Annotated in this window: 20 protein-coding genes; 3 read left to right on the top strand and 17 right to left on the bottom strand. The window is 43.7% G+C overall.

Annotation, left to right across the window (positions count from 1 at the left end; translation table 11 throughout):
* Positions 1 to 20: 20 nt before the first annotated feature.
* The 9 genes from EDD59_RS00100 to EDD59_RS00060 all read right to left on the bottom strand — a co-directional run bounded on the left by EDD59_RS00100 (position 21) and on the right by EDD59_RS00060 (position 12,393).
* Positions 21 to 782, bottom strand: coding sequence for a DeoR/GlpR family DNA-binding transcription regulator (locus EDD59_RS00100; RefSeq protein WP_132377764.1), 762 nt, complete (start codon positions 780 to 782; stop codon positions 21 to 23).
* A 17-nt stretch (positions 783 to 799) separates the two neighbouring features.
* Positions 800 to 2,104, bottom strand: a complete 1,305-nt coding sequence (locus EDD59_RS00095; protein ID WP_132377762.1) for an alpha-L-fucosidase — start codon at positions 2,102 to 2,104, stop codon at positions 800 to 802.
* Positions 2,097 to 3,086: an ABC transporter ATP-binding protein gene (locus tag EDD59_RS00090; RefSeq protein ID WP_132377760.1), complete on the bottom strand. Its 990-nt coding sequence runs from the start codon at positions 3,084 to 3,086 to the stop codon at positions 2,097 to 2,099. The genes EDD59_RS00095 and EDD59_RS00090 overlap by 8 nt, the downstream gene beginning before the upstream one ends.
* Entirely contained in the window at positions 3,083 to 4,084 is a 1,002-nt protein-coding gene (locus tag EDD59_RS00085; RefSeq protein WP_132377758.1) for an ABC transporter ATP-binding protein, read from the bottom strand. Before EDD59_RS00085 ends, EDD59_RS00090 begins: the two co-directional genes overlap by 4 nt.
* Positions 4,085 to 4,095: 11 nt before the next feature.
* On the bottom strand, positions 4,096 to 4,998 hold the full coding sequence (locus EDD59_RS00080; protein WP_132377756.1) for an ABC transporter permease: 903 nt from the start codon (positions 4,996 to 4,998) through the stop codon (positions 4,096 to 4,098).
* Positions 4,999 to 5,009: 11 nt separating this feature from the next.
* Positions 5,010 to 5,930 carry an ABC transporter permease gene (locus EDD59_RS00075; RefSeq protein ID WP_132377754.1) on the bottom strand — a complete coding sequence of 307 codons (921 nt, stop codon included), beginning with the start codon at positions 5,928 to 5,930 and terminating at the stop codon, positions 5,010 to 5,012.
* Between the two features lie 94 nt (positions 5,931 to 6,024).
* Positions 6,025 to 7,692 carry an ABC transporter substrate-binding protein gene (locus EDD59_RS00070; protein ID WP_132377752.1) on the bottom strand — a complete coding sequence of 556 codons (1,668 nt, stop codon included), beginning with the start codon at positions 7,690 to 7,692 and terminating at the stop codon, positions 6,025 to 6,027.
* A gap of 141 nt (positions 7,693 to 7,833) precedes the next feature.
* The gene (locus EDD59_RS00065; RefSeq protein WP_132377750.1) at positions 7,834 to 11,595 is read right to left on the bottom strand and encodes a phosphoribosylformylglycinamidine synthase; all 3,762 of its coding nucleotides are present in this window, start codon (positions 11,593 to 11,595) and stop codon (positions 7,834 to 7,836) included.
* Between the two features lie 99 nt (positions 11,596 to 11,694).
* Positions 11,695 to 12,393, bottom strand: coding sequence for a TIGR01906 family membrane protein (locus tag EDD59_RS00060; RefSeq protein WP_132377748.1), 699 nt, complete (start codon positions 12,391 to 12,393; stop codon positions 11,695 to 11,697).
* Between the two features lie 136 nt (positions 12,394 to 12,529).
* On the opposite strand from EDD59_RS00060, the gene EDD59_RS00055 reads away from it, so the two are divergent.
* From EDD59_RS00055 to EDD59_RS00045, 3 genes are all read left to right on the top strand, one after another.
* A complete protein-coding gene (locus tag EDD59_RS00055) occupies positions 12,530 to 13,405 on the top strand; it encodes a LysR family transcriptional regulator (RefSeq protein WP_132377746.1) in 876 nt (291 codons plus the stop codon).
* Positions 13,369 to 13,599, top strand: coding sequence for a helix-turn-helix transcriptional regulator (locus EDD59_RS18365; RefSeq protein WP_132377744.1), 231 nt, complete (start codon positions 13,369 to 13,371; stop codon positions 13,597 to 13,599). The genes EDD59_RS00055 and EDD59_RS18365 overlap by 37 nt, the downstream gene beginning before the upstream one ends.
* Positions 13,600 to 13,795: 196 nt before the next feature.
* Complete coding sequence (locus tag EDD59_RS00045; protein WP_132377742.1) at positions 13,796 to 14,215, top strand: Hsp20/alpha crystallin family protein; 420 nt, start codon at positions 13,796 to 13,798, stop codon at positions 14,213 to 14,215.
* Between the two features lie 61 nt (positions 14,216 to 14,276).
* Here EDD59_RS00045 and EDD59_RS00040 read toward each other — a convergent pair whose 3' ends face one another.
* The 8 genes from EDD59_RS00040 to EDD59_RS00005 all read right to left on the bottom strand — a co-directional run.
* Positions 14,277 to 16,634, bottom strand: a complete 2,358-nt coding sequence (locus EDD59_RS00040; RefSeq protein WP_132377740.1) for an ATP-dependent DNA helicase — start codon at positions 16,632 to 16,634, stop codon at positions 14,277 to 14,279.
* A 30-nt stretch (positions 16,635 to 16,664) separates the two neighbouring features.
* Complete coding sequence (locus EDD59_RS00035; RefSeq protein ID WP_132377738.1) at positions 16,665 to 17,516, bottom strand: sensor histidine kinase; 852 nt, start codon at positions 17,514 to 17,516, stop codon at positions 16,665 to 16,667.
* Positions 17,513 to 18,232, bottom strand: coding sequence for a LytR/AlgR family response regulator transcription factor (locus EDD59_RS00030; RefSeq protein ID WP_132377736.1), 720 nt, complete (start codon positions 18,230 to 18,232; stop codon positions 17,513 to 17,515). The genes EDD59_RS00035 and EDD59_RS00030 overlap by 4 nt, the downstream gene beginning before the upstream one ends.
* A 29-nt stretch (positions 18,233 to 18,261) precedes the next feature.
* A complete protein-coding gene (locus tag EDD59_RS00025) occupies positions 18,262 to 19,197 on the bottom strand; it encodes an SPFH domain-containing protein (protein WP_132377734.1) in 936 nt (311 codons plus the stop codon).
* 2 nt (positions 19,198 to 19,199) lie between these two features.
* Positions 19,200 to 19,643 carry an NfeD family protein gene (locus EDD59_RS00020; protein ID WP_132377732.1) on the bottom strand — a complete coding sequence of 148 codons (444 nt, stop codon included), beginning with the start codon at positions 19,641 to 19,643 and terminating at the stop codon, positions 19,200 to 19,202.
* Positions 19,644 to 19,766: 123 nt separating this feature from the next.
* Positions 19,767 to 20,528 (bottom strand): TIGR03915 family putative DNA repair protein, encoded by a 762-nt coding sequence (locus EDD59_RS00015; RefSeq protein WP_132378213.1) that lies wholly within the window; start codon positions 20,526 to 20,528, stop codon positions 19,767 to 19,769.
* 13 nt (positions 20,529 to 20,541) lie between these two features.
* On the bottom strand, positions 20,542 to 21,873 hold the full coding sequence (locus EDD59_RS00010; RefSeq protein ID WP_132377730.1) for a putative DNA modification/repair radical SAM protein: 1,332 nt from the start codon (positions 21,871 to 21,873) through the stop codon (positions 20,542 to 20,544).
* Between the two features lie 162 nt (positions 21,874 to 22,035).
* Positions 22,036 to 22,637 (bottom strand): putative PEP-binding protein (locus tag EDD59_RS00005; protein WP_132377728.1); only part of this gene is annotated, 602 nt, incomplete at its 5' end.

Raw genomic sequence — 22,637 nt, 5'->3', positions numbered from 1 at the left:
CTGTCCTCCCGGCATACATTTTAATACAAATGTACCCCTGCGCTTTCTAGTGTCTTGATAATTGTGGAATCCGGATTTTCGTCTGTGATAATCCCATGTACATCATCAAGATGTGTAAATTTATAAGATTCATTAAAATAGAACTTTTCTCTTTCCATCATGACATAGCTGTGGCGGCTATTTTCAATGGCCGCCTTTTTGGTCAGCCCATCCTCGGGCCCCAATGTTGTCACCGAAAGATCTGTCATATCTATCCCACAGCTTCCGATAAAAGCACGTTCAAAGCTATACTGCCTGATGGCTTCAATGGCAGTCGCCCCCATAAATCCATTAACAGTCTGATACATCATTCCGCCTGTCCCGATTGCTGTAATCAAGGGGTTCTTAGCCAGTATCTGCAGAATGTCTATCATATTCGTGACAACAAAAATCTTCATTTTTGACTGGGCCAGCAGCTTGGCCAGCTGAATATTTGTTGTAGAAATATCCAAAAAAATCGTCTCATTGCTATGAATCAGGCCGACTGCTTTTTTTGCAATCACCTTTTTCTTATCCAGGTGGTAATTTCTTCGGTCTATCACATCCCTCTCCAGTGGGTATTCCTGAGAAAGGATTGCCCCACCGTAGGTTCTCTTGAGATGTCCGCCGTTTTCAAGAGTCTTGAGGTCCTTTCTGATACAGTCTTCTGTCACCTGAAATGCTTTGCTCAGCTCTTTCACATATACTTTTCCCTGCTCCCGAAGGAGCTTTAGTATCCGTTCCTGTCTTTCTTCAGTAAACACAATTAAAAATCCTCCGATTATTTTAATGTAACTTCCAGAACAGTGTCTATTTCATCCGGAAGTATCGGGTCAGGCCCTAAGTCGGCAAATACAATGTCGGGATAATCGCTGTGTACCCAACTTGTGGAGATAGGAATTTCCGCTTTCGATCCCAAATATCGTATCTTTTTAACCTCTTCTTTCTTTATTCCAGTGAGAGGAACAGGGCCGATGGTATTCTCAAATAAATGAAAATAAAGCTTTTTCCCGTTTCTTGTAATTCGTCCATAGTCCGGTTTTTCTATGCCTGCCTTCCCGCAGCCATAGATACTTTCTCTATTCTTTTTCATCCACTCTCCGATTACCCGCAGAATGTTCATGGATTCATCCGGAATATTACCTCTGGCATCCGGCCCCACATTCAAAAGCATATTTCCACCTTTGGAAACACATTCCACCAGCTTCTTGATCAGCATGCCCGCCGGTTTAAAGAAATGATCTGTGGCATGGTACCCCCAATTGTTGTTCATAGTCACACAGGCTTCCCATATCAGGTCATTGCCATTCACATCACAAATACCATCTGGCGGAATCATCTGCTCCGGGCTTACAAAGTCCCCATGGTACGGTGTAGGATTTCCGGTGGCAAGTGAGCCATAACCCTCCCCGCTGACCTCCAGGCGGTTGTCAATCACAACGTCCGGCTGCAGCGTGCGCACCATATCCATCAATTCTGTGGCACGCCATGTTTCCCCTCTCATATCATCATAGGAAAAGTCAAACCACAAAAGATCAAGCTTCCCATAATTGGTGCATATTTCCCGAACTTGATTGTGCATATAAGTAAGATAGTTGTCAAAGTTACGGTTTTCATTTCCATATTCCGGATTATTCCGCATTGGGTGAATCTTATCCCCGTAATGCGGATAGTCTGGGTGATACCAGTCCAGGAGAGTGAAGTATAGGCCGACCTTCAATCCCTCTGCTCTTACCGCCTCGATAAATTCTGCCACAAAATCTCGTCCGCACCTGGTGTTGGTGGATTTAAAATCTGTATACTGGCTGTTAAACAGGCAGAAACCGTCATGATGCTTTGCAGTCAGTACCACGTACTGCATGCCGGCTTCCTTTGCCGCTTTTGCCCATGCCGAAGGATTGTAATCCGCAGGATCAAATTCCTCAAAATACTGCATATAGTCTTCTTTCGGGATTTCTTCCGTACTGCGCACCCATTCTCCTCTGGCTGGGATCGCGTAAAGTCCCCAGTGGATAAACATCCCGAAACGGGCGTTTGTATACCACTCCATCCTTTTTTCATAGTTACCTCTGTCAAATTTATACATTTTTACCCTCCTCATTGCATATTGGATAATGACATTTTACAAAATGTCCCTCTCCAATCTCTTGCGTTTCGGGTCTCTCTTTGATACATTTTTCCTGGCAGTACGGACATCTTGTGTGGAACAGGCAGCCGGCCGGAAGATTCGTGGTACTGGGCAGATCTCCCTTTAGCAGAGTCCTCTCCTTCTTCTTTGCCGGATCCGGAATCGGAACTGCTGAAAGAAGGGAACGTGTATAAGGATGCATTGGATGTGCATACAGATCCTTCTTTGGAGCTGTCTCAACAATGGTACCCAGATACATAACCGCAATCTTGTCTGAAATCATTTCCACCACACTCAAATCATGAGAGATAAACAGATAGGTAAGGTTAAAATCTTTCTGAAGCTGCTGAAGCAGATTTAAGACCTGCGCCTGAATAGATACATCCAGGGCTGAGACCGGCTCATCTGCAATAATCAGCTTCGGATGTACGGTAAGAGCCCTTGCGATTCCGATTCTCTGTCTCTGTCCTCCTGAAAATTCATGAGGGTATCGTTCACCGTGAGCAGCACTTAATCCCACAACCTCCAATAATTCATATACTTTTTTTAGTCTTTCTCCTGCTGAGAGATTTGTATGGATTAATAACGGTTCCCCAATCAAATCCTGCACCTTAATTCTCGGGTTCAGAGATCCATAGGGGTCCTGAAAAATCATCTGCACATCCGAGCGGAGCGGACGCATTTCATTTTGACTTAACTTAGATATTTTCTTTCCGTCAAACCAGATTTCTCCTGTATCCGGGATGAGGAGATGGTCAATTAGCCTGCCTGTTGTCGATTTTCCACAACCTGATTCGCCTACCAGTGAAAACGTCTCCCCCGGCATAATATTAAAGGAAATATCATTTACTGCATGTACCTTTGTCTTCTTCGCAAACATGCCTTTCCCTGCGTCGAAGGTTTTTGTTACATTCTTTACAGAAACAATTGGTGTACTCATAATTTCGATACCTCCTTCTCCTCAAGCTTGTGCAAAACGCATCTGCTGCAGCGGTGCTCCTGCCCCGGAACGGCAACAAGCTCCGGCTCTTTCTCTCTGCAGATATCCATGGCATACTTACACCTCGGTGCAAACTTACAGCCTTTGGGCATAACGGAAAGATCCGGAACGCTCCCCGGAATGGAAGGCAGGGATGTCATATCACTCCCCAGTTTGGGCACAGACTCGATCAGACCCTGCGTATAGGGGTGCATGGGGGCTTCAAACAATTCCCTCACAGGCGCCTCCTCCACAATACGGCCCGCATACATGACAATGACTCTGCTACACATCTCTGCAACCACACCAAGATCATGGGTGATCAGTAGAATTCCTGTATTGCGCTCTTCTTTAATCTTTTCCATCAGGGCAAGAATCTGTGCCTGAATGGTTACATCCAATGCTGTTGTAGGCTCATCTGCAATGAGAAGGTCCGGCTCGCAGGACATTGCCATTGCAATCATAACACGCTGGCACATACCGCCCGAGAGCTGATGAGGATAACTGTTCAATGTCATGTCCGGATCTGGAATACCAACGGATTTCAGCACGTTAAAAGCACGTTTGTAGGCCTCGTCTTTTGAAAGGTCATTGTGCAGCAATATTGCTTCTGTAATCTGCTTTGAAATACGCATACAGGGATTCAGGGAACTCATAGGCTCCTGAAAAATCATAGAAATCTTGTGCCCTCTGATTTTTCTCATTTTCTTTTTGTCCACCTTCAGAATGTCTTCCCCGTTAAAAAAGACTTCTCCTTCGGAAACCCTGCTGGTTCCTATCGGAAGAAGGCGCATCACAGACAGAGAAGTCACAGACTTTCCACATCCTGATTCGCCGACCAGTCCCAATATTTCTCCCTTGTTGATGTGGAAAGAAACATCATTGACAGCAGTGACCCAACTTTTATCACGTTTAAACTCCGTTCGGAGATTTTTTACATCTAATAATTTTTCTGCCATATCGTTTCCTCCTAACTCATTTTGGGATCCAGCGTATCCCGAAGTCCGTCGCCCAGCAGATTAAATGCCAGAACAGTTAAGAAAATCAGAATACCGGGGAATAGTACAATATGAGGAGCCGTATTCAGGTAATTTCTTCCCTGTGAAAGCATAGCACCCCAGTCCGGCTCTGTTACATTTGCCCCAAATCCAAGAAAGCTAAGAGATGAAGCCGCAAGAATCGCCGTACCTACCCGCATGGTAAAGTTCACAATCATAGACTGGATTGTTCCGGGAAATATATGTACCCACAGAATTCTCCAGTTCTTGCACCCGATAGATCTGGCAACTTCTACATAGAGAGATTCCTTTACCGAAATCGTTGCGCTTCGCATAATACGTGCAAAAGAAGGAACTGTAAAAACTGCAACCGCTATAATTACATTGATCATGCCGGGTCCCAGAATTGCCACAATGGCAATCGCCAGCAAAATGTCTGGAAATGAAAAAAGGATATCGCAGCATCTCATAATCAGCGAATCAATCCATCCGCCGTAAAATCCGGCAATCAAGCCAAAAAGAATCCCTAGAGCGGTTCCCACAATCGTTGCTGAAAGTGCCGAGGCAAGAGACAGCCTTGTGCCGGCAAGCAGACGGCTGAAAACATCTCTTCCAAATTCGTCCGTTCCCCATATGTGTGCTGCGCTGGGCCCCTGCAAAAGATTAGAATAGTCTGCCTGACTGGCATCATAAGGTGCAATATAAGGTCCCAAAATTGCTGCCAGAAGAAGAAGCACGATAAAAATAAAGGAAATGACTGCAGTCTTTCGTTTTGTGAATTTCTTTACAAACTCCTTCACTTTGCTCTTCGGTTTTGGAAGAGCTTCCACATTCTCAAAGTTCTGTATGTTAACTGTTGATTTCATTTCTGCCATAACCATTCCTCCTAATTGTAGCGGACTTTGGGATTAATTACACCATACAGCAAATCGACAATCAGATTAATTACGATATACTCCAGTGCAAAAAACAAAAGTAATGCCTGAACGACTTTATAATCCCTGAACTTAATAGAATCTACAAGAAGACGCCCCAGACCTGGAATGGAAAATACCGTCTCAACCATTACTGAGCCGGAAAGGAGCCCTCCAATCTGCAGCCCGCCTACCGTAACAATCTCAATCAGAGAATTCTTGAATGCATGCCGCATCACAACCGGAAGCTCCGAGAGCCCTTTTGCACGGGCTGTACGCACATAATCCTCGCGCATAGATTCTAGCATGGAAGAGCGGGTAAACCTTGCCAGTATAGCCATAATCCCGGATCCCATAGTCAGGGAAGGAAGGACATATGCCTGCCAGCTCTCAAGTCCTCCTGTCGGAAGCCATCCAAGCCCTACAGAAAATATCTGGATCAGTTCCAGCCCCAGCCAGAAGCCCGGAAGAGAAATTCCGGATATAGCAATCAGCATCGCGATGTAATCAACGGCTTTGCCTTTCATAACCGCGGAAATAATTCCCAGTGACACTCCGATAATCGTTGCCCAGATCATAGATGAAATGGTCAGCATAATCGTCGGTTTAAACCGGGGCGCAATCGCCTCAACCACAGTTTTTCCGTTTTTAATCGAATATCCCAAATCTCCTGTGACAAGACCTTTCATGTATTTTCCGTACTGTATAGGCAGTGGCTCGTTTAGCCCCAGCTGTTCTCTTACAAGTTCTACATCTGCTTTCGTGGCATCCTTCCCTGCAATCAGCCTCGCCGGGTCACCCGGGATAAGATGTATGAACATAAAAATCAAAAATGAAATAACAATAAGAAGTGGAATTGCGCTTACAATCCTTTTTAATGCATAACGCCCCATTCAGCTTTCCTCCTATTCTAAAAGAACTGCCATTACAGAAAATGGCAGTTCTATATCCGTCTAAGTTCTATACCTGTTTAGATCCTATATCCGACTATTGTGCCAGGGATGCGTGGGCATAATTAAATGCTCCGTCCGGAGACACATAAACGCCTGACAGGTATGTCTTCTCTGAATAAATCACCCGGTCATTGCCAAGGAACAGCCATGGGCATGCCTCCCATGCACGTTTCTGTGCATCTGCATATACCTTTGCCTGTGCATCCGAATCTGCATTGGTAAGTCCATCATCCAGATCTTTGTCAAAATCTTTATCACTGTAATATGCCGTATTTGCACTTACCGGCGGGCACATGCTGCTATAGAGCAGTGAGCGCAGTGAACCATCCATTGTGAAATCAGATGCCGACCAGTTTACATACCACATATTTACCTCGGCTTCATCTGCGTCTACATAAATTTTGTCACTGATTGTTGCCGGCTCCATAGGCTCTACATCCACTTCAATGCCAATCTGCTCAAGCTGCTGTTTGACAAAAGTCATACCTTTGATTTCCTGTGTGCTGTTGTCCCCCCAAAGTGTCAGCTTAAATCCATCCTCATATCCGGCTTCTTTCAACAGGTCTTTTGCCTTATCCAGATCAAAATCATATGCCGGCTGTTCTTCATAACCGGTGATAATCTGCGGTACCACTGAAGTGGCGGGCTTTCCGTAACCGGAATACATAAGCTGAACATACGCATTCTTATCGATTGCATAGTTCATAGCCTGGCGTACTTTCTCATCTTTCAGTTCAGGAAGGTTCATGTTCAAGGTAACATATCTCATAATGTTAGAGTCAGCAGCCAATACATTCAGATTCTTTGTATCCTGCACTGCCTCAATCTGATCTACAGGCATAGGATACACAAAGTCAGCCTCCCCTGTCTGGAGCATTGCAGTACGTGTTCCGGCTTCAGGAACTTCTTTAATTGTAACGGTGTCTACTTCCGGCTTCTCACCCCAATAGTCATCGTTTTTCTTCATTGTTGTATGATCTCCCTCTTCCCACTCTACAAAAGTATAAGGGCCTGTGCCGACGGGATGATTCATAATATCATTGCCGTACTCCTCAAGAGCTTTTGGGCTGATGATACAAAACTGTGACAAACGATTGATAAATGGGGACCATGCTTTTGTCAGCTTGAAGACAACTGTGTAGTCATCCGGTGTTTCAACACTTGCCACACGGGGCTCCTCTGAGCCATCGTCATTTGTAACGATAAAGGTTCTTCTCTGCCGTAAATTATTATCCTTATTTACAACTCTGTCGTAATTTGCTTTTACAGCTGCAGCATTGAAATCTGTTCCGTCATGGAATTTAATTCCTTCGTTCAAATGGAATGTGTAAGTGAGGGAATCATCAGAAATCTCCCAGTCCTTTGCCAGCTGGCCGACAAGTTCATTTTTCTCATTAAACTGAACTAGGTTCTCATAGACACCTCGTGTTGCAGAAATTGCATTGGTATCCGGAATGTTTGCCGGGTCCATGGAACTTACGCTTCCTTCAATTGCGATTACCAGGTCATTATCCTCGGATTTGGATTCCGTATCAGTGCCTTTCAATATGTATCCGTCCTTGTCTACTTTGCCAGTTTCCTCTGTCTTCTGATTACCTTTGGAAGACGAATCTTTGTCTTTCTTGCCGCCAGAACATCCGGCCAAGGAAAATAACATCGTACCAGCAAGCAGAACTGCAATAATACTCTTGTAATTCTTCATAATCTTTCTCCTCCCATAGAACTCTGAAATAATTTCTTGTTTCTTCGTGTTTGATACAGTTTTTTATTACTTCGTCTCATTATATCAATAGTTCCGGCAAAATTCAAGATTTTTAATGCAAATTTTATTCTCTTTTTTGTCTTACCTTCCCGAAAAATATTTCACTCCTGATTCAAAGATTTTCATATCCTGTTCTCCATAGATGTTGATTGCCACTGCATTTCCCCGCCTCTCTGCATGGACCATCTTTCCCAGCACACGTCCGTCAGGACTGGTGATACCTTCAATTGCCCGGTAAGAACCATTTACGTTCCATTCTTCATTCATGCTGACAACACCGTCTATATCACAGTATTGAGTTGCTGCCTGGCCATTTGAAAACAACTTATCCATGCACTTTTCGCTGGCGACAAACCGCCCTTCCCCGTGGGATGCCGGGCTAGTATACACTTTTCCAACCTCCGCTCCCCAAAGCCATGGTGATTTGTCTGAAATCACTTTTGTGTAAACCATTTTGGAAATATGCCGTCCGAGCGTATTGTATGTCAGGGTGGGAGATTCTTCTGTCTGCTCCACAATGAAGCCATAAGGAACAAGCCCAAGTTTAATGAGAGCCTGAAATCCATTGCAGATTCCCAAAACAAGTCCGTCGCGTTCATGAATCAATTTTTCCACCGCTTCCTTTATCTTTGCGTTTTGAAAAGCCGTTGCAAAGAACTTTGCGGAGCCGTCAGGTTCATCTCCCGCACTAAATCCTCCCGGAAACATAATAATCTGAGCTTTTGAAATTTCACGTTCAAATGCTTCCACAGATTCACGGATATCCGCTGCATCCATATTTCTAAATACTTTTGTTGTCACTAAAGCACCTGCCCGCTCAAATGCCCTTTGGCTGTCATATTCACAGTTTGTTCCCGGAAATACTGGTATGAATACGGAGGGCTGTCCTATCTGATGACTGCAAATGTGTATGTTCTCTGTGTGGTAAAGTTTTTCTTTTATTACTTCACTGTTATCTGACGGAGATTTCGTGGCAAATATGTTCTCCAGTGTATGCATCCAGGCCCCTTTCGCTTCCTCCAGGCCAATTGCCGTGTCTCCATAATGAAAGGTCCCGTCTGCTGTTACTTCACCAATTACAGTACAAGTGCTTGCAAGTTCGCCGACTTTATCTGCCGGAACTTCAGCCACAAGGTCTCCGAATGCCGGGGCAAACAATTCTTCCGCCTCTATGCTATGCTCTATTTTCAGGCCAAAGCCATTGCCAAATGCCATCTTGCTCACAGCCGCAATGACACCGTGCCTATCAAGTGCATAGGCTGATACAATCATGCCATTATGAATATCTTCAGAAAACCTACCGTACTGCTCCTTCAGTTGACTATATACAGGAACATCATATTCATTTTTTTGGGTTTTCATCCATATAAGTTTATTTCCTGCTTTTTTTAATTCCGGAGTTATGATTTTCTTGTCGGTTGCCATGGCAACAGCAAAGGAAACCAGTGTGGGCGGAACATCCCTGTCCTGAAATGTCCCCGACATACTGTCCTTTCCTCCAATGGCGGCAAGTCCGAATCCAAGTTGAGCATCATACGCTCCGAGCAGTGCCGCAAAAGGCTGGCTCCATCTCTTCGGATCCGCTGTCATCCTGCGGAAATACTCCTGAAAGGTAAAATGTATTTTCCTGTAATCGCCCCCCGACGCCACAATCTTTGCCACAGATTCTGTGATGGCATAAATTGCCCCATGATATGGACTCCAGCTGGAAAGATAAGGGTCGAATCCAAAACTCATTATGGAAACACTGTCTGTTTCCCCTTTTAAAACAGGCACCTTTGCCACCATTGCCTGGGCTTTAGTCAGCTGGTATTTTCCTCCGTAGGGCATGAGTACAGAGCCTGCCCCGATGGAGCTGTCAAACATTTCTGTCAGCCCCTTCTGAGAGCACACATTCAAATCTCCCAGCACACTAAGCCACTTTTGTCTTACATTTTCTATTTCTTCTTTTGTAAAAAGGCTTGACTTGCTATCCGGTATTTCCACCTCTACGTCCGTCTCCTGGTGTGCCCCATTGGTGTCCAGAAATGTACGGGAGATATTCACAATTTCTTTCCCCCTCCATATCATCACCAGCCTTGGAGACTCTGTGACCACCGCAGTCTCCACAGCCTCCAGATTTTCTTCTTTTGCAAAATCCAGGAATTGTGCCACATCCCGGGGGGCTACAACAACAGCCATTCTCTCCTGAGATTCGGAAATTGCAATTTCAGTTCCGTCAAGCCCGGCATATTTTTTTGGCACCTTGTCCAAATCTATGCAAAGTCCATCTGCCAATTCACCTATGGCCACAGAGACGCCCCCTGCACCAAAATCATTGCATTTCTTAATTAATCTGCTGACTTCTTCCCTTCTAAACAGACGCTGAAGCTTACGTTCTGTGGGCGGATTTCCTTTCTGTACTTCTGCACCACAGACTGCAATGGATTCCTCTGTATGAACTTTTGAGGAGCCTGTTGCCCCACCGCAGCCGTCCCGGCCGGTACGTCCTCCCAGCAAAATAATTTTGTCCCCGGGATCTGAAGTTTCCCGGATCACTGCTCTTTTCGGTGCTGCCCCCAGCACCGCACCAATCTCCATGCGTTTTGCCACATAGTCAGGATGATATATCTCCTGCACAGCACCGGTGGCAAGACCTATTTGATTCCCATAAGAACTATAGCCGCGGGCTGCCAGGCGCACCAACTTCTTTTGAGGCAATTTTCCCTTCAGTGTATTCTGTACAGGTACCGTTGGGTCGGCTGCCCCGGTGACCCGCATAGCCTGATACACATATGTACGTCCGGAAAGAGGATCCCGGATCGCGCCGCCAAGGCAAGTGGCGGCACCTCCAAAAGGTTCAATTTCCGTTGGATGGTTGTGAGTCTCATTTTTAAAATTAATCAGCCACTCTTCCTCTGCACCATCCACCTTTATGGGAACTACAATGCTGCATGCATTGATCTCATCAGATTCCTCCTGATCCGCCAGTTTTCCCTCTTTCTTCAGTTTCCGCATTGCCATCAATGCCAGATCCATCAAACAAATAAATTTATCCTCCCTGCCCTCAAACATCTCACCGTGATCCTTTAAATACTGGCGGTAAGTTTGAGCCATGGGCTCTTTATAGTCACCCTCATGAAAAGAAATATTTTTCAATTCCGTAGAAAATGTGGTATGGCGGCAATGATCCGACCAGTAAGTATCCAGCACCCGGACTTCAGTTATTGTAGGGTTTCTTTTTTCCTCATCCCTGAAATATGCCTGTATATGCAGAAAATCCCTGAAAGTCATAGCCAGGCCCAGGGAATCGTACAAAGCCTTCAGCTTATCCCGGGACATAAGGCCAAATCCCTCAAGAATCCGGACATCCTCCGGTTCTTCAAAGGGTACCGCCAGTGTTTCTGGTTTCTTTTGGCCGGCTCCCCTGGAATCCACAGGATTAATACAGTGGTTCTTTATTGCTTCCAGCTCCTTTTTTGTCACATTACCCTCAACGACATAGGTTACAGCGCTCCGGATCATAGGGCTTTCCTCTTCTCTGATAAGCTGTATGCACTGCTCTGCAGAATCTGCCCTCTGATCAAATTGTCCGGGCAGATATTCCACAGAAAAAACACGACATCCTTCCTGCATAGGGAAACGTTCATGATACAGCATATCGACAGGTGGTTCTGCAAAGACCCCCCTGCATGCCTTTTCAAAGGTCTCATCAGAAACATTCTCCACATCATAACGAATAAGGACACGAATACCAGTCACAGTCTCTATTCCGAGATAGTGCCTAATTTCATGTCCTAATTCCTTTGCCGCAATATTAAATTCATCCCTTTTTTCTACATATATGCGCCTTACTCTACTCATAAACCAACAGTCTCCTTTGCGTTTTCGCTGTCTTTAGTACCCTGTGCATTTATTCTACCACGGCGCGCTTGATAAGAATAATTAATAATATTAAACTAATTAATTAGTTCTTCTAATTCTTGTCTTCCTTTTCCATATAATACTGCAAATTAGCAGGATAACCAAACCAACTGAAAGTATAATACCTATTCTCACAGCAAAATCAGAAAAAAGTCCTTCCGGCAGCATCCGAATCATATAGTCCTCGGCCGGATCGAACAGCCACAGGTCATTTGTAAAGAAAATCTCATGAAATCTTATAAAGGCCGCTGTAAAATCTCTGGAAAGCAGAAATCCCAGTACTGCCACAGCCGCCCCCGTTACACCCAATGTAATCTGGAATGCCCGGGGAATAATATATTTCCAGTCCCCTCTGGTGAACATCAGAAGAAGCAGACAAAAGATCAAGACAACAACACCCCCTAATCTCAAATGGAGACCTCCTATAAACAGGCCCTGCACATCTTTCATATGAAGCTTGTCCTGCTCATTAAAAAAGTCCTGCTTCCTTCCTTCAACCGTTGTAATCACCTCAAGATCCTTTCTGTCCCCTCTCAGGTAATCCATCATTTCATGGGTAACATACATTACATCTTCCATTTTCATATCCAGCTCAGGAAGTACATTATATTTTTTATATTCTTTTTCATAAAAGCTGAAATCTATATACATTGCTGCTTCAAAGCTTGAAATCAAAAGAATCACAATTACAGCAAACGATAAAATAACTCCCAATATCCAGTGTCCTGCCTTTTTCATCCTCATATCTCCTGTCCGTTTTTTCACATGATACCTGCGGATTGCTCCGCACTTCGTGCTATCATCTTATCATAATAGGGGTTGTAATTCATCTCAATCTATCTTATAATACAGATAGTATTTATTAGGAGGCCTAATAGTGGATATTAATTATGAACTGTACAAAGTATTTTATCATGTGGCAGCTGCCTTAAGCTTTTCTGAGGCATCCAAACAGCTTTTCATTTCCCAGTCAGCAGTAAGCCAATCCATAAAGACTCTGGAAAATAAGCTTGACCAGACACTGTTTATCCGCAGTACAAAACGAGTTCAGCTGACTCCCGAAGGGGAAATTCTGATGCGCCATATTGAGCCGGCCATGCATCTGATACAGCGGGGAGAAGCACAGCTTTTGGATGCGCTTTCCACAGGAGGGCAAATTCGCATTGGAGCCAGTGACACTATCTGCCGCTACTTTCTGGTTCCCTATCTTGAGAAGTTTCATAAGGCATTCCCAAATGCACATATAAAAGTTATCAACCAGACCTCCATAAAATGCGTGGAGCTTCTGGAACTTGGGCAGGTAGACCTGATTGTAGTAAACTATCCCAACAGCTATCTGAGCAATGTTTCTTCTATAAAGAAAATCAAGACATTCCAGGATGTTTTCATAGCCAATCAGTCCTTCAGCGATTTGAAAGATAAGAAACTCAGCTACGGACAGCTTGCGCAGTATCCTATCCTGATGCTGGACAAGCAAAGTACGACAAACGAGTTCCTCCACCGGCTGTTCCAGCAGCACCAGCTGGACCTCATTCCTGAAATAGAGCTGACCAGCAATGATCTTTTGATGGACTTGGCCCGTATAGGTCTGGGAATTGCATTTATCCCGGACTACTGTATCAATGATAACCTTAATAATTTGTTCATTGTAGAAACAGAAGAAGAACTGCCTGAGAGAGAACTTGTCATCGCTTACAACGAACAAATCCCCCTATCCAGAGCAACTCAGGAGTTCTTGAATTATTTCTAAATAGTATAGGCATAGCACCTGTAAGTTATCTAAATGATTACAGAATACGTGCAGCAGCAAAAATGCTGCTCCAGACAAATGACAGTATTATGGATATTGGTGAGAAATGCGGATTCAGTTCTAACAGCTATTTTGGGAAGGTATTCCGGGAATCCCTGGGCTGTACCCCCAAAGAATATCGGGAAAAATTTTGAAAATTCATTATTAAAATTATCGTAACTATTCAGAATAATAATATGATATAGAGGGACAATAATTGTGGAGCCTATCTTTATAGTGCTTCACACATTTTTCACACATCATTAGCACTCACCTATTGACAGTGCTAACAGTGTGTGCTATATTACATTTAGAACAAAGTTAAAGAATTTAGTTTAGGAGGTATGGTTTATGTTATTAACAAATAGAAATTTTTTCAATGATTTTTTTAAAGATCCGTTTTTCGAAAGTCCTTTTGATCACTCTACAACACAAGTAATGAGAACTGATGTACATGAGAATGACAGCAACTATCTTGTAGAGGTTGAACTGCCGGGATATAATAAAGAAGATATCAAAGCAGATTTAAAAGATGGATATCTCACCATCACAGCTTCTCATGAAGAAAATCAGGAAGAAAAGGATAAAAAAGGCAACTGCATCCGCAAAGAACGCTACACAGGCTCCTGCCACCGCAGCTTCTATATCGGTGATCATCTGACACAAGAAGACATCAAAGCTTCTTTCAAAGACGGGGTTTTGCACTTGTCTATTCCGAAGGATGCTCCTAAAGAAATAGAGGATCAGGCTAAATATATAACCATCGAATAATACTATGATTGCAAAGAGCACAAAGTGCGTAGCAATCTTTAGGTATCAAGGGAGGGGCAAATCACTTTTTCTCCTCCCAAAATTTTTCTATATTTTCCCTAAAGTTTTCCAGCCTGCATGTCCGGTATCTTTCCCACTCTCTCGGAAAAATCTCCCTATACTTTCTTTGTATAAAGCGTTCATCCAGCAAGGCTATGATTCCTTTATCCTCTTCTGTGCGTATCACTCTCCCCGCAGACTGCAGCACCTTATTCATTCCAGGATACAGGTAGGCATAATCAAATCCGCTCATGCCCCTTTTATCAAAATACTGCTTTAGTATTTCTCTGTCATTGCATACCTGGGGTAAACCTGTCCCTACAACGGCCGCCCCTATCAGTCTGTCTTTTGTAAGATCTATCCCCTCTGAAAAAATGCCTCCCATCACACAGAATCCCACAAGGCTGCATCCTCTATCTTCCTCAAAACTTTCCAGAAATATTTCCCGGGACTCTTCTCCCATATACTGAAACTGAATAATGCAGTCTATATCCTCCCTCGCCTCAATTTCTTTCTGAAAATCTTCATAGACATCTTTCATGAACTGATATGAAGGGAAGAAAACCATATAATTTCCCCTCTTTGCTTCAACCATGTTCAAAATATAGCTAGAGAATTTTTGGTACATGGTATCTCCTCGCATGGTATATTTGGAGCTTACGTCTGTTCCCAATAAAATCAGGCAATTTTCCCTTGGAAAAGAGGAGGGGGCATAAATAGCATAGTCTTTTGCTTCACTTAAAAGTTGTTTATAATAATGCATGGGAAGCAGTGTGGCTGAAAAAAATACTGTACTGTTCCCCTGGTCCATGTAAGTTCTGAGGTTGACAGCCGGATTCACGCAGAATAATTTTAATTTAAATCGCCCGTCACGTTCGAATTCTGTATATATCACATAATTTTCGTCCAAAATATCGTGGATACTCAAAAAATTTCGAAGTTGAAAATAGAAATTTAATATCTGCTCCCTTTTTTCCTCTTCCTGAACTTTTTCCAGGTACTCTTCTATTCCGGACATGATATTCATCAGCTTCACAGCAATATAGGAAACGTTGTCCAACACCTGATAATTTTCACATTCTCTTTTCAGAGCCAGAAGCTGCCTGTTACATTCATCCAGTCTTTTTGCCAATCCGGGGGCATCCGGTTTCACCAAACGCTTCATTTCGAGCACATCTTCTTTATACAAAACCGCACTGTACATCTCACGGCCCCGCTCTACAAGATTGTGTGCCTCATCAATCAGAAAAAGGTATTCTCCCTTGCTCCCTTCAGAAAAAAAGCGTTTCAAATGCGCATTGGGATCAAATACATAATTATAGTCGCAAATAACAGCATCTGCCCAGGTTGATACATCCAATGACATCTCAAAAGGGCAGACATTATATTTCTTTGCCTGGGCTTCCAGAGACTCCCTGCTCATATCATCGGAATGAGTGAGCATATTGAATACTGCATCATTTACTCTGTCATAATGCCCCTTTGCATAAGGACAATGATCAGGATTGCAGACCGTCTCCTCACAAAAGCAGATCTTTTCCTTTGCGGTAAGGGTAATGACCTTAAACTTTAACCCCTGCTCTTTTAATGTGGAAAATGCCTGTTCCGCTACCGTTCTGGTAATGGTTTTCGCAGTAAGATAAAAAACCTTTTCGCCCAAGCCTTCACCCACCGCTTTCACCGCAGGAAATACAGTCGCCATGGTCTTTCCCACTCCTGTGGGGGCCTGTATAAACAACTTTTTCTTTCTGTGTATTGTCCTGTAAACGGAAGCCGCAATGTCGTGCTGGCCTTCTCTGTAGTCAAAAGGAAATTCTACAGGTTTTATAGACTCCTGCCGCACTGCCCTCCATTCCGTCTGAAACCTGGCCCATTTTTCATATTGCCTTACCAGATTGATAAACCAGTCTTCCAGTTCCGGAAAGGGGTAAACGTAGGAAAACCGCTTTACTTCTTCTGTCTCTAAATGACAATATGTCATCTGTACTCCGATTTCTTTTAGATTCCCCTGTCCGGCATAGATGTAAGCATAGCACTTCGCCTGCGCAAGGTGCACATTTAAGGGCTCTTCAATATGAGTCAATTCCCTCAGCACCCCTTTAATCTCATCTATTATAATCCGGCCCTGTTCTTCCATAATTCCATCTGCCCTGCCTTCTACCTGAAGTAGAAATCCCTCGCAGGGAACCTGGATTTTCAGGGGGATCTCGGCACGATAATTAGAGCCCATCTGCCGCTGTATCTTGCGGTGGATTCTGCTCCCCTGCTGCATAATGTCCTTATCCATGCTGCCACGTATTCTATTGTCTATGTCCCCCTCCCGCAGAATAAATTCTACCAGATTACGAACAGATATTCTTATTACTTCACTTTCACTCATATCTTCCACTCATTTATTCTTGTACATTTGTTAAATGACAACAGTAAACTGAATAAAATTTCCCCCATCCAGCTCATTTTGTTCAACGGTAATCTCCCCGCCTGCTTCCTGTACAATAGCCTTTGCGCGGTAGAGGCCCAACCCCCTGCTGCCCTTCTCTCCATTTTTGGTAGAGTATCCATTTTCGAAGAAATGTCCGATTCCTTCCAGAGAAACCTTGTCATGTTGATTCAGTATCTGAAAAATCAAACGATCCTGGCGGGAGTCCAGAATCATCCGGACTTTTCCTCCTTCCACGGAACATGCCTCATAAGCATTGTCAACCAACACACCCACAACCTCTATCAGACTATGCTCCGATACTCTAGAAATAATCTCCTTACTCAATACTTCTATCTCTGTTTCAACACTTTCCCCCCAACTTACAATTTTACTATACAAAAAGCCTGCAAGAATCTTATCGCTGATACGCAGAAGAGGGAGATATTGTTTTCCCCCTTCCGCACTGATTTCTTTAATATACTCTGATTGACGCTCTACCAGTTCCTCATAGGTACCAACTGTAAAATGCATATTCACAATAGCATTAAGATGATTGTCAAACACATGCTGTCTGGATCTTATTTCCTTTACCAGCTCTTCCATAGGCTGAATATAAAGTTCATACATCTTCAACTCTTTTTCCTGTTCTCTGATAATATCATCATTCAGTTTCCATTCTATGATTCCCCAGAGAATAACACTAAGAAGTAAAAGGAAAACGGCAATCATCTTCAGGTCCAGAGTATGACTTACTTTCAAATCGACCACAAGATACACGGCAATAATAAGAGAAATAAAACAAAATGCTCTGTAAAGAATTCTTAGCCACGATTTACTCACTTAAACATCCTCCTCACCCCTGCCTTGTATGTTACTCCGATATCGATACAATCCGAATAACCCTCCAGCTGAATCATCTGATTCACCAGGTCATAGTACCTCACATATGCCATATTCACAACGAACATTCTGTGGCACTGAAAAAAGCCCTGCCCCGTCAGCTTATCCAGAAGCTGACGAATAGAAAGATATGGAATTTCCATCTGCTCGTCTTTAAGATACAGACAAACCCCCCGTGGAATCGCCTTGCAAAAAACAATCTCCTTGCAGAAAATTTTGTAATTAACACCATTCTTTTTTACAATGATAAACGGCTTTTCTACTTTCGGAATATGTGACAGGACTTTTCTCACCAGTTCAACTACCTCTGCCTCATTATAAGGCTTAAGTATATACTGATAGCAGTATATTTTTCTATATGCCTCCATCTCCAGCCCGGTAATGGATGTAATCATAACAATAGGCGTAAACTCATACTTTGTCAAACTACGCACTTCTTTGGCAAATGTAATTCCGCCTGAATCATCACCGTTGTCTTTGTCCAGATTTACATCCAATAAAAATAAATCAAAAGAAACGGTGCTATCCAGCAGCTGCCTGGCTTTTGCCAGGCTTCCTGCCGTATCCACCGTTATATCAGCCGATATACTATATAGCATCTCTTTTAAAGCGTCTTTGCTTGCTTTATCATCCTCAAGCACAAAAATTCTTGCCATGTTTAACCCCTAATTAGAAGCCCCGTGCCTTATGCCTCCGGCTTTTCATACTGTGCAACCTCTGAAATCGTTTTGGTCAAACCTGCGATTCCCTGCAGTTCGGACGGAATAATAATTTTCGTTGCTTTGCCATCCGCAGCCTTGGCAAATGCCTCCAAGCTCTTGAGAGTCAGCACTGCATCGTCAGCCCCCGCCGATTTAATAAATTCAATACCATCCGCAGTTGCTTTCTGTACACTTCGAATAGCCTCTGCCTGGCCTTCTGCTTCACGGATTCTCTTTTGCTTCTCGGCTTCTGCCTTCAAAATAGCAGCCTGCTTTGCAGCCTCCGCTTCCAGAATGACAGATTCCTTCTGACCTTCTGCCACAAGAATCGTGGATTTCTTCTCGCCCTCTGCTCTCAGGATCGCTTCTCTTCGCTCACGCTCTGCCTTCATCTGCTTCTCCATCGCATCCTGGATAGCCTTGGGCGGCATGATATTCTTTAGCTCCACACGTTTTACCTTAATTCCCCACGGATCAGTGGCAATGTCAAGAGATGTACGCATCTGAGAATTGATTGCTTCTCTCGAGGTCAGTGTCTCATCCAGCTCCAGGTCACCGATAATATTACGCAGCGTGGTGGCTGTCAAGTTCTCAATGGCGGCAATTGGATTTTCCACACCGTATGCATACAGCTTTGGATCTGTAATCTCAAAGAATACAATCGTATCAATCTGCATGGTTACGTTATCCTTTGTAATAACCGCCTGTGGCTCAAAATCCACCACCTGTTCTTTCAATGAAACTTTTCTGGCCACTTTTTCAATGATCGGCACCTTAAAGTGAAGTCCGACACTCCATGTAGCCCTGTAACCTCCCAGACGCTCCAGTACATAAGCATGTGCCTGAGGCACAATTCTGATGCTTGTCATAAGGACAAGCAGTATAATAACCAATATCACTATTAAAATAAAAGCACCCATACTTATTCCTCCTCATATCTCTTTAAAATCAGTTTCACACCGGATATTCTGACCACCTTTGCCAGTGTCCCCGGCTCCAGTACATCCCCATCCGTCTCGGATCTTGCTGTCCATTCCTCACCGCCTACAACTGCGGTTCCTGTCTGGGCTAGATTGTCTACTGTCTTAGTGACCCTCACTATCTTGCCAATTACTCCTTCATAATTGGTTTTCTCGTGATGACTGTTTATGTATTTTACCGCAAAAGGGCGGGTAAAAAACAAAAGTAAAAAGGAGACAACAAAAAATGCAATCACCTGCCATACCAGACTCAAACCGGCAATATTGAAAAGTAATGCTGCCAGAGATCCTCCTGCCAGCCAGATTGATGTCAGCCCAACGGTAATAATCTCAACAACCAAAAAAACAATAAGCAGTCCGAGCCATATAAAAACTTCTCTCTCCATACTACTCCCTTCTTTCAAGATTCATTTCATCCGGCTTCTTTACTCTTCCTGATGATAAGTATATGTTAATCTGGTTTATCCTATTATACAATACTTTTTGCGTGAATGCAGTGATTTTCTGTTTTAATTAAACTCCGTCATATTTTTCCGGTAACAAATGGGAAGATGCCCCCTTTGCAGGTTTGGGTTTCCACGCTCATCAATAGAAATTGACCTGCAGAACATTTTCCAGAGATTTTCAAATTTTCCTTCTTTTTCTGAAATCTTTCCGGCTGCTTCAGTATTCAATGCCTCTCCCTGAACCAGCACCCATTTTCTCCTGGCCTGATGTGCAAGAAATATTTCATGAGTCTGATCATAGACTATCCAGTTTTCCAGAGGGAATCTATTCGTGAAATGATCCGCAATACAGGTCAGCACCTGACTCTTTGGTGCAATCTCAGAAAAGAGTACTCCGTTCTCAAGTTCCCTAAACCTGATAAATTCTGTAAAAATATGAGCCTCATTTCCTACCTTCCTGCTAAGCTCAAATACCCTTGCCACATGTGGATTGCTCAAATGCTCCATAATCCTTTTGCTGTCCTTTATCTGCCTTGCATCCAACATCGTATGATATACTGCATCCGCCTTCTCACAATCATCCGACAAAAGCGCATGATAAATGTCCCAATATGCATTATACCCCAGATTCTTCTTTATCAACCGTTCCACTGCAATGGACTTCTGTTCATTCTCTTCCACTTCAGTATATTCACAGAACATCTTGGGCATCATCTGGCCGCGCAGAGCAATACCCGAATCATCGTCCCTGTTCTCCATCCATGCATCGTGTATAGCAGAAAAAACCCCTATAATTGTATCCTGACATATATAGACCTGTTTCATCTTCATCCTTCCTTTATCCCAGAATCTCCGGGACCTGTGCTTCCCTGAAATTCATATCATCAAACAGTGATAACTGCCGAAACGTCATTCCCGATACCGAATCCGGAAGCTTTTCTCCCGTGTTCAGCAGATTTCTCATGATATAATCTTCCTCCATTTTTGTCCGATACATCATCCTGCCGCTGCATGTCAGGAAATAGAGAGCTCTCTTTAGTACAACTCCCATCCTTTTCAAATCTTCAAACTGCAGGATTCCCATCCTTCTCGCTTTTACAATCCGGGCTGCAGATTTACAGCCTATTCCAGGAACACGGAGAAGTGTATTATAATCTGCCCGGTTCACCTCCACCGGAAAATATTCCAGATGCTTCAGTGCCCAGTCACACTTTGGATCCAAAAAAACATTAAAATTAGGATTCTTTTCATTCAAAAGCTCATCAGCCTCAAACCGGTAATATCTCAGCAGCCAGTCAGCCTGGTACAGCCTGTGTTCACGCAGCAGGGGCGGCCCCTCATCAGTTCTCGCGGGAAGAGCAGAATCCTTATTTACCGCAACGAAGGCCGAATAAAATACTCTTTTCAGCTCAAATCTTTTATACAGTGACTCCGCAACACTCAAAATCTGATAGTCCGTCTCCGGAGTAGCGCCTATAATCATCTGGGTACTCTGTCCTGCCGGAACAAACCGCGGTGCATTCTTATACAGAACAATTTCCTGTCTATTATCCTGCATCTTCTGCTGAACCAGTCTCATCGGTGTCAGAATATTCTTTCGGCTCTTGTGGGGGGCCAGCTTCTTAAGCCCCTCCGCCGTAGGAAGTTCCAGATTCACACTCATTCTATCCGCCAGAAAACCAACTCTCTGAACCAGCTCCTGTGAGGCTCCGGGAATAGCCTTCACATGGATGTAACCCTGAAAGTTACATTCATGGCGCAGCTTATATAGAGCCGCATAAATCAGCTCCATCGTATAGTTTGGACTTTTTAGAATTCCCGAACTTAAAAACAGCCCCTCTATATAATTCCTTCTGTAAAATTCCATAGTTAACGTACATATCTCATCTGGAGTAAAGGAAGTCCGCACCACATCATTGGAAGATCTATTAATGCAGTATTTGCAATCATAAATACACTCATTCGTAAACAAAATTTTCAGCAAAGAAATACACCTTCCATCGGCTGAAAAGCTGTGGCATATTCCCGCTTTCTGGCAGTTTCCCATCCCGGTTCCGTCATTTTGCCGGTCAACACCGCTCGAAGTACAGGCAACATCATACTTGGCAGCGTCACTTAGTATATTCAGTTTATCATATATTGACATGTGCTCTTGAATAATCTCAGTCATCCCAATACGCCTCTTCAAACTTATCAAACTTCATTTTTGAAACTTTTCATTCACTTAAAGCAGCAAAACAGAACATATGTTCTATTTTCATGATAGCACATATGTTCTGCTTTTTCAATAGCCTGTTTTATGTTTTCTATTCACATTGTAACAGTTCAGCCATCAGCTCAATTCTCTGATTTTCTTTCTCAAAGGCAGAACCATAGCCGGAGATACAGAGAGTTCATCCAGTCCCATTTTGAGAAACTCCTCTGTCAGCTCCAGGTCCGCTCCCAGCTCACCGCAAATCCCGATCCACTTGCCTTCCGCGTGTGCATTTTCCGCAGCCATCTTGATCATGGCAAGTATCGCCGGATGGTGCGGGTCATAGAAGGCATCAAGCTTGGAGTTCTGCCGGTCTATGGCAAGTGTATACTGTGTCAGATCGTTTGTCCCCACACTGAAGAAATCCACCTCGCGGGCCAGCTCGCGGCTGATCATAACAGAAGCCGGTGTCTCAATCATCACACCCAGCTCCACATCTTCCCTGAAGGGAATTCCCTCCGCTTTCAGCTCCCCCTGTACTTCGGCAATAATCTCTTTAATCTTTTCAATCTCCTTCATGGAGATAATCATGGGAAACATAATGGAAATATTTCCAAACACCGCTGCACGGTAAAGGGCACGCAACTGCGTCTTAAAGATGTTGGTTCTTGTCAGGCAGATGCGGATAGCTCTGTATCCAAGTGCCGGATTTTCTTCCTTATCCAGCCCAAAATAATCCG

Origin of the sequence: Muricomes intestini, from assembly GCF_004346165.1 — a bacterium.
GTDB classification, from domain to species: domain Bacteria; phylum Bacillota; class Clostridia; order Lachnospirales; family Lachnospiraceae; genus Muricomes; species Muricomes intestini.
Note: the sequence above shows the minus strand (reverse complement) of the source record. Positions and strands in the feature narration are given on the sequence as shown.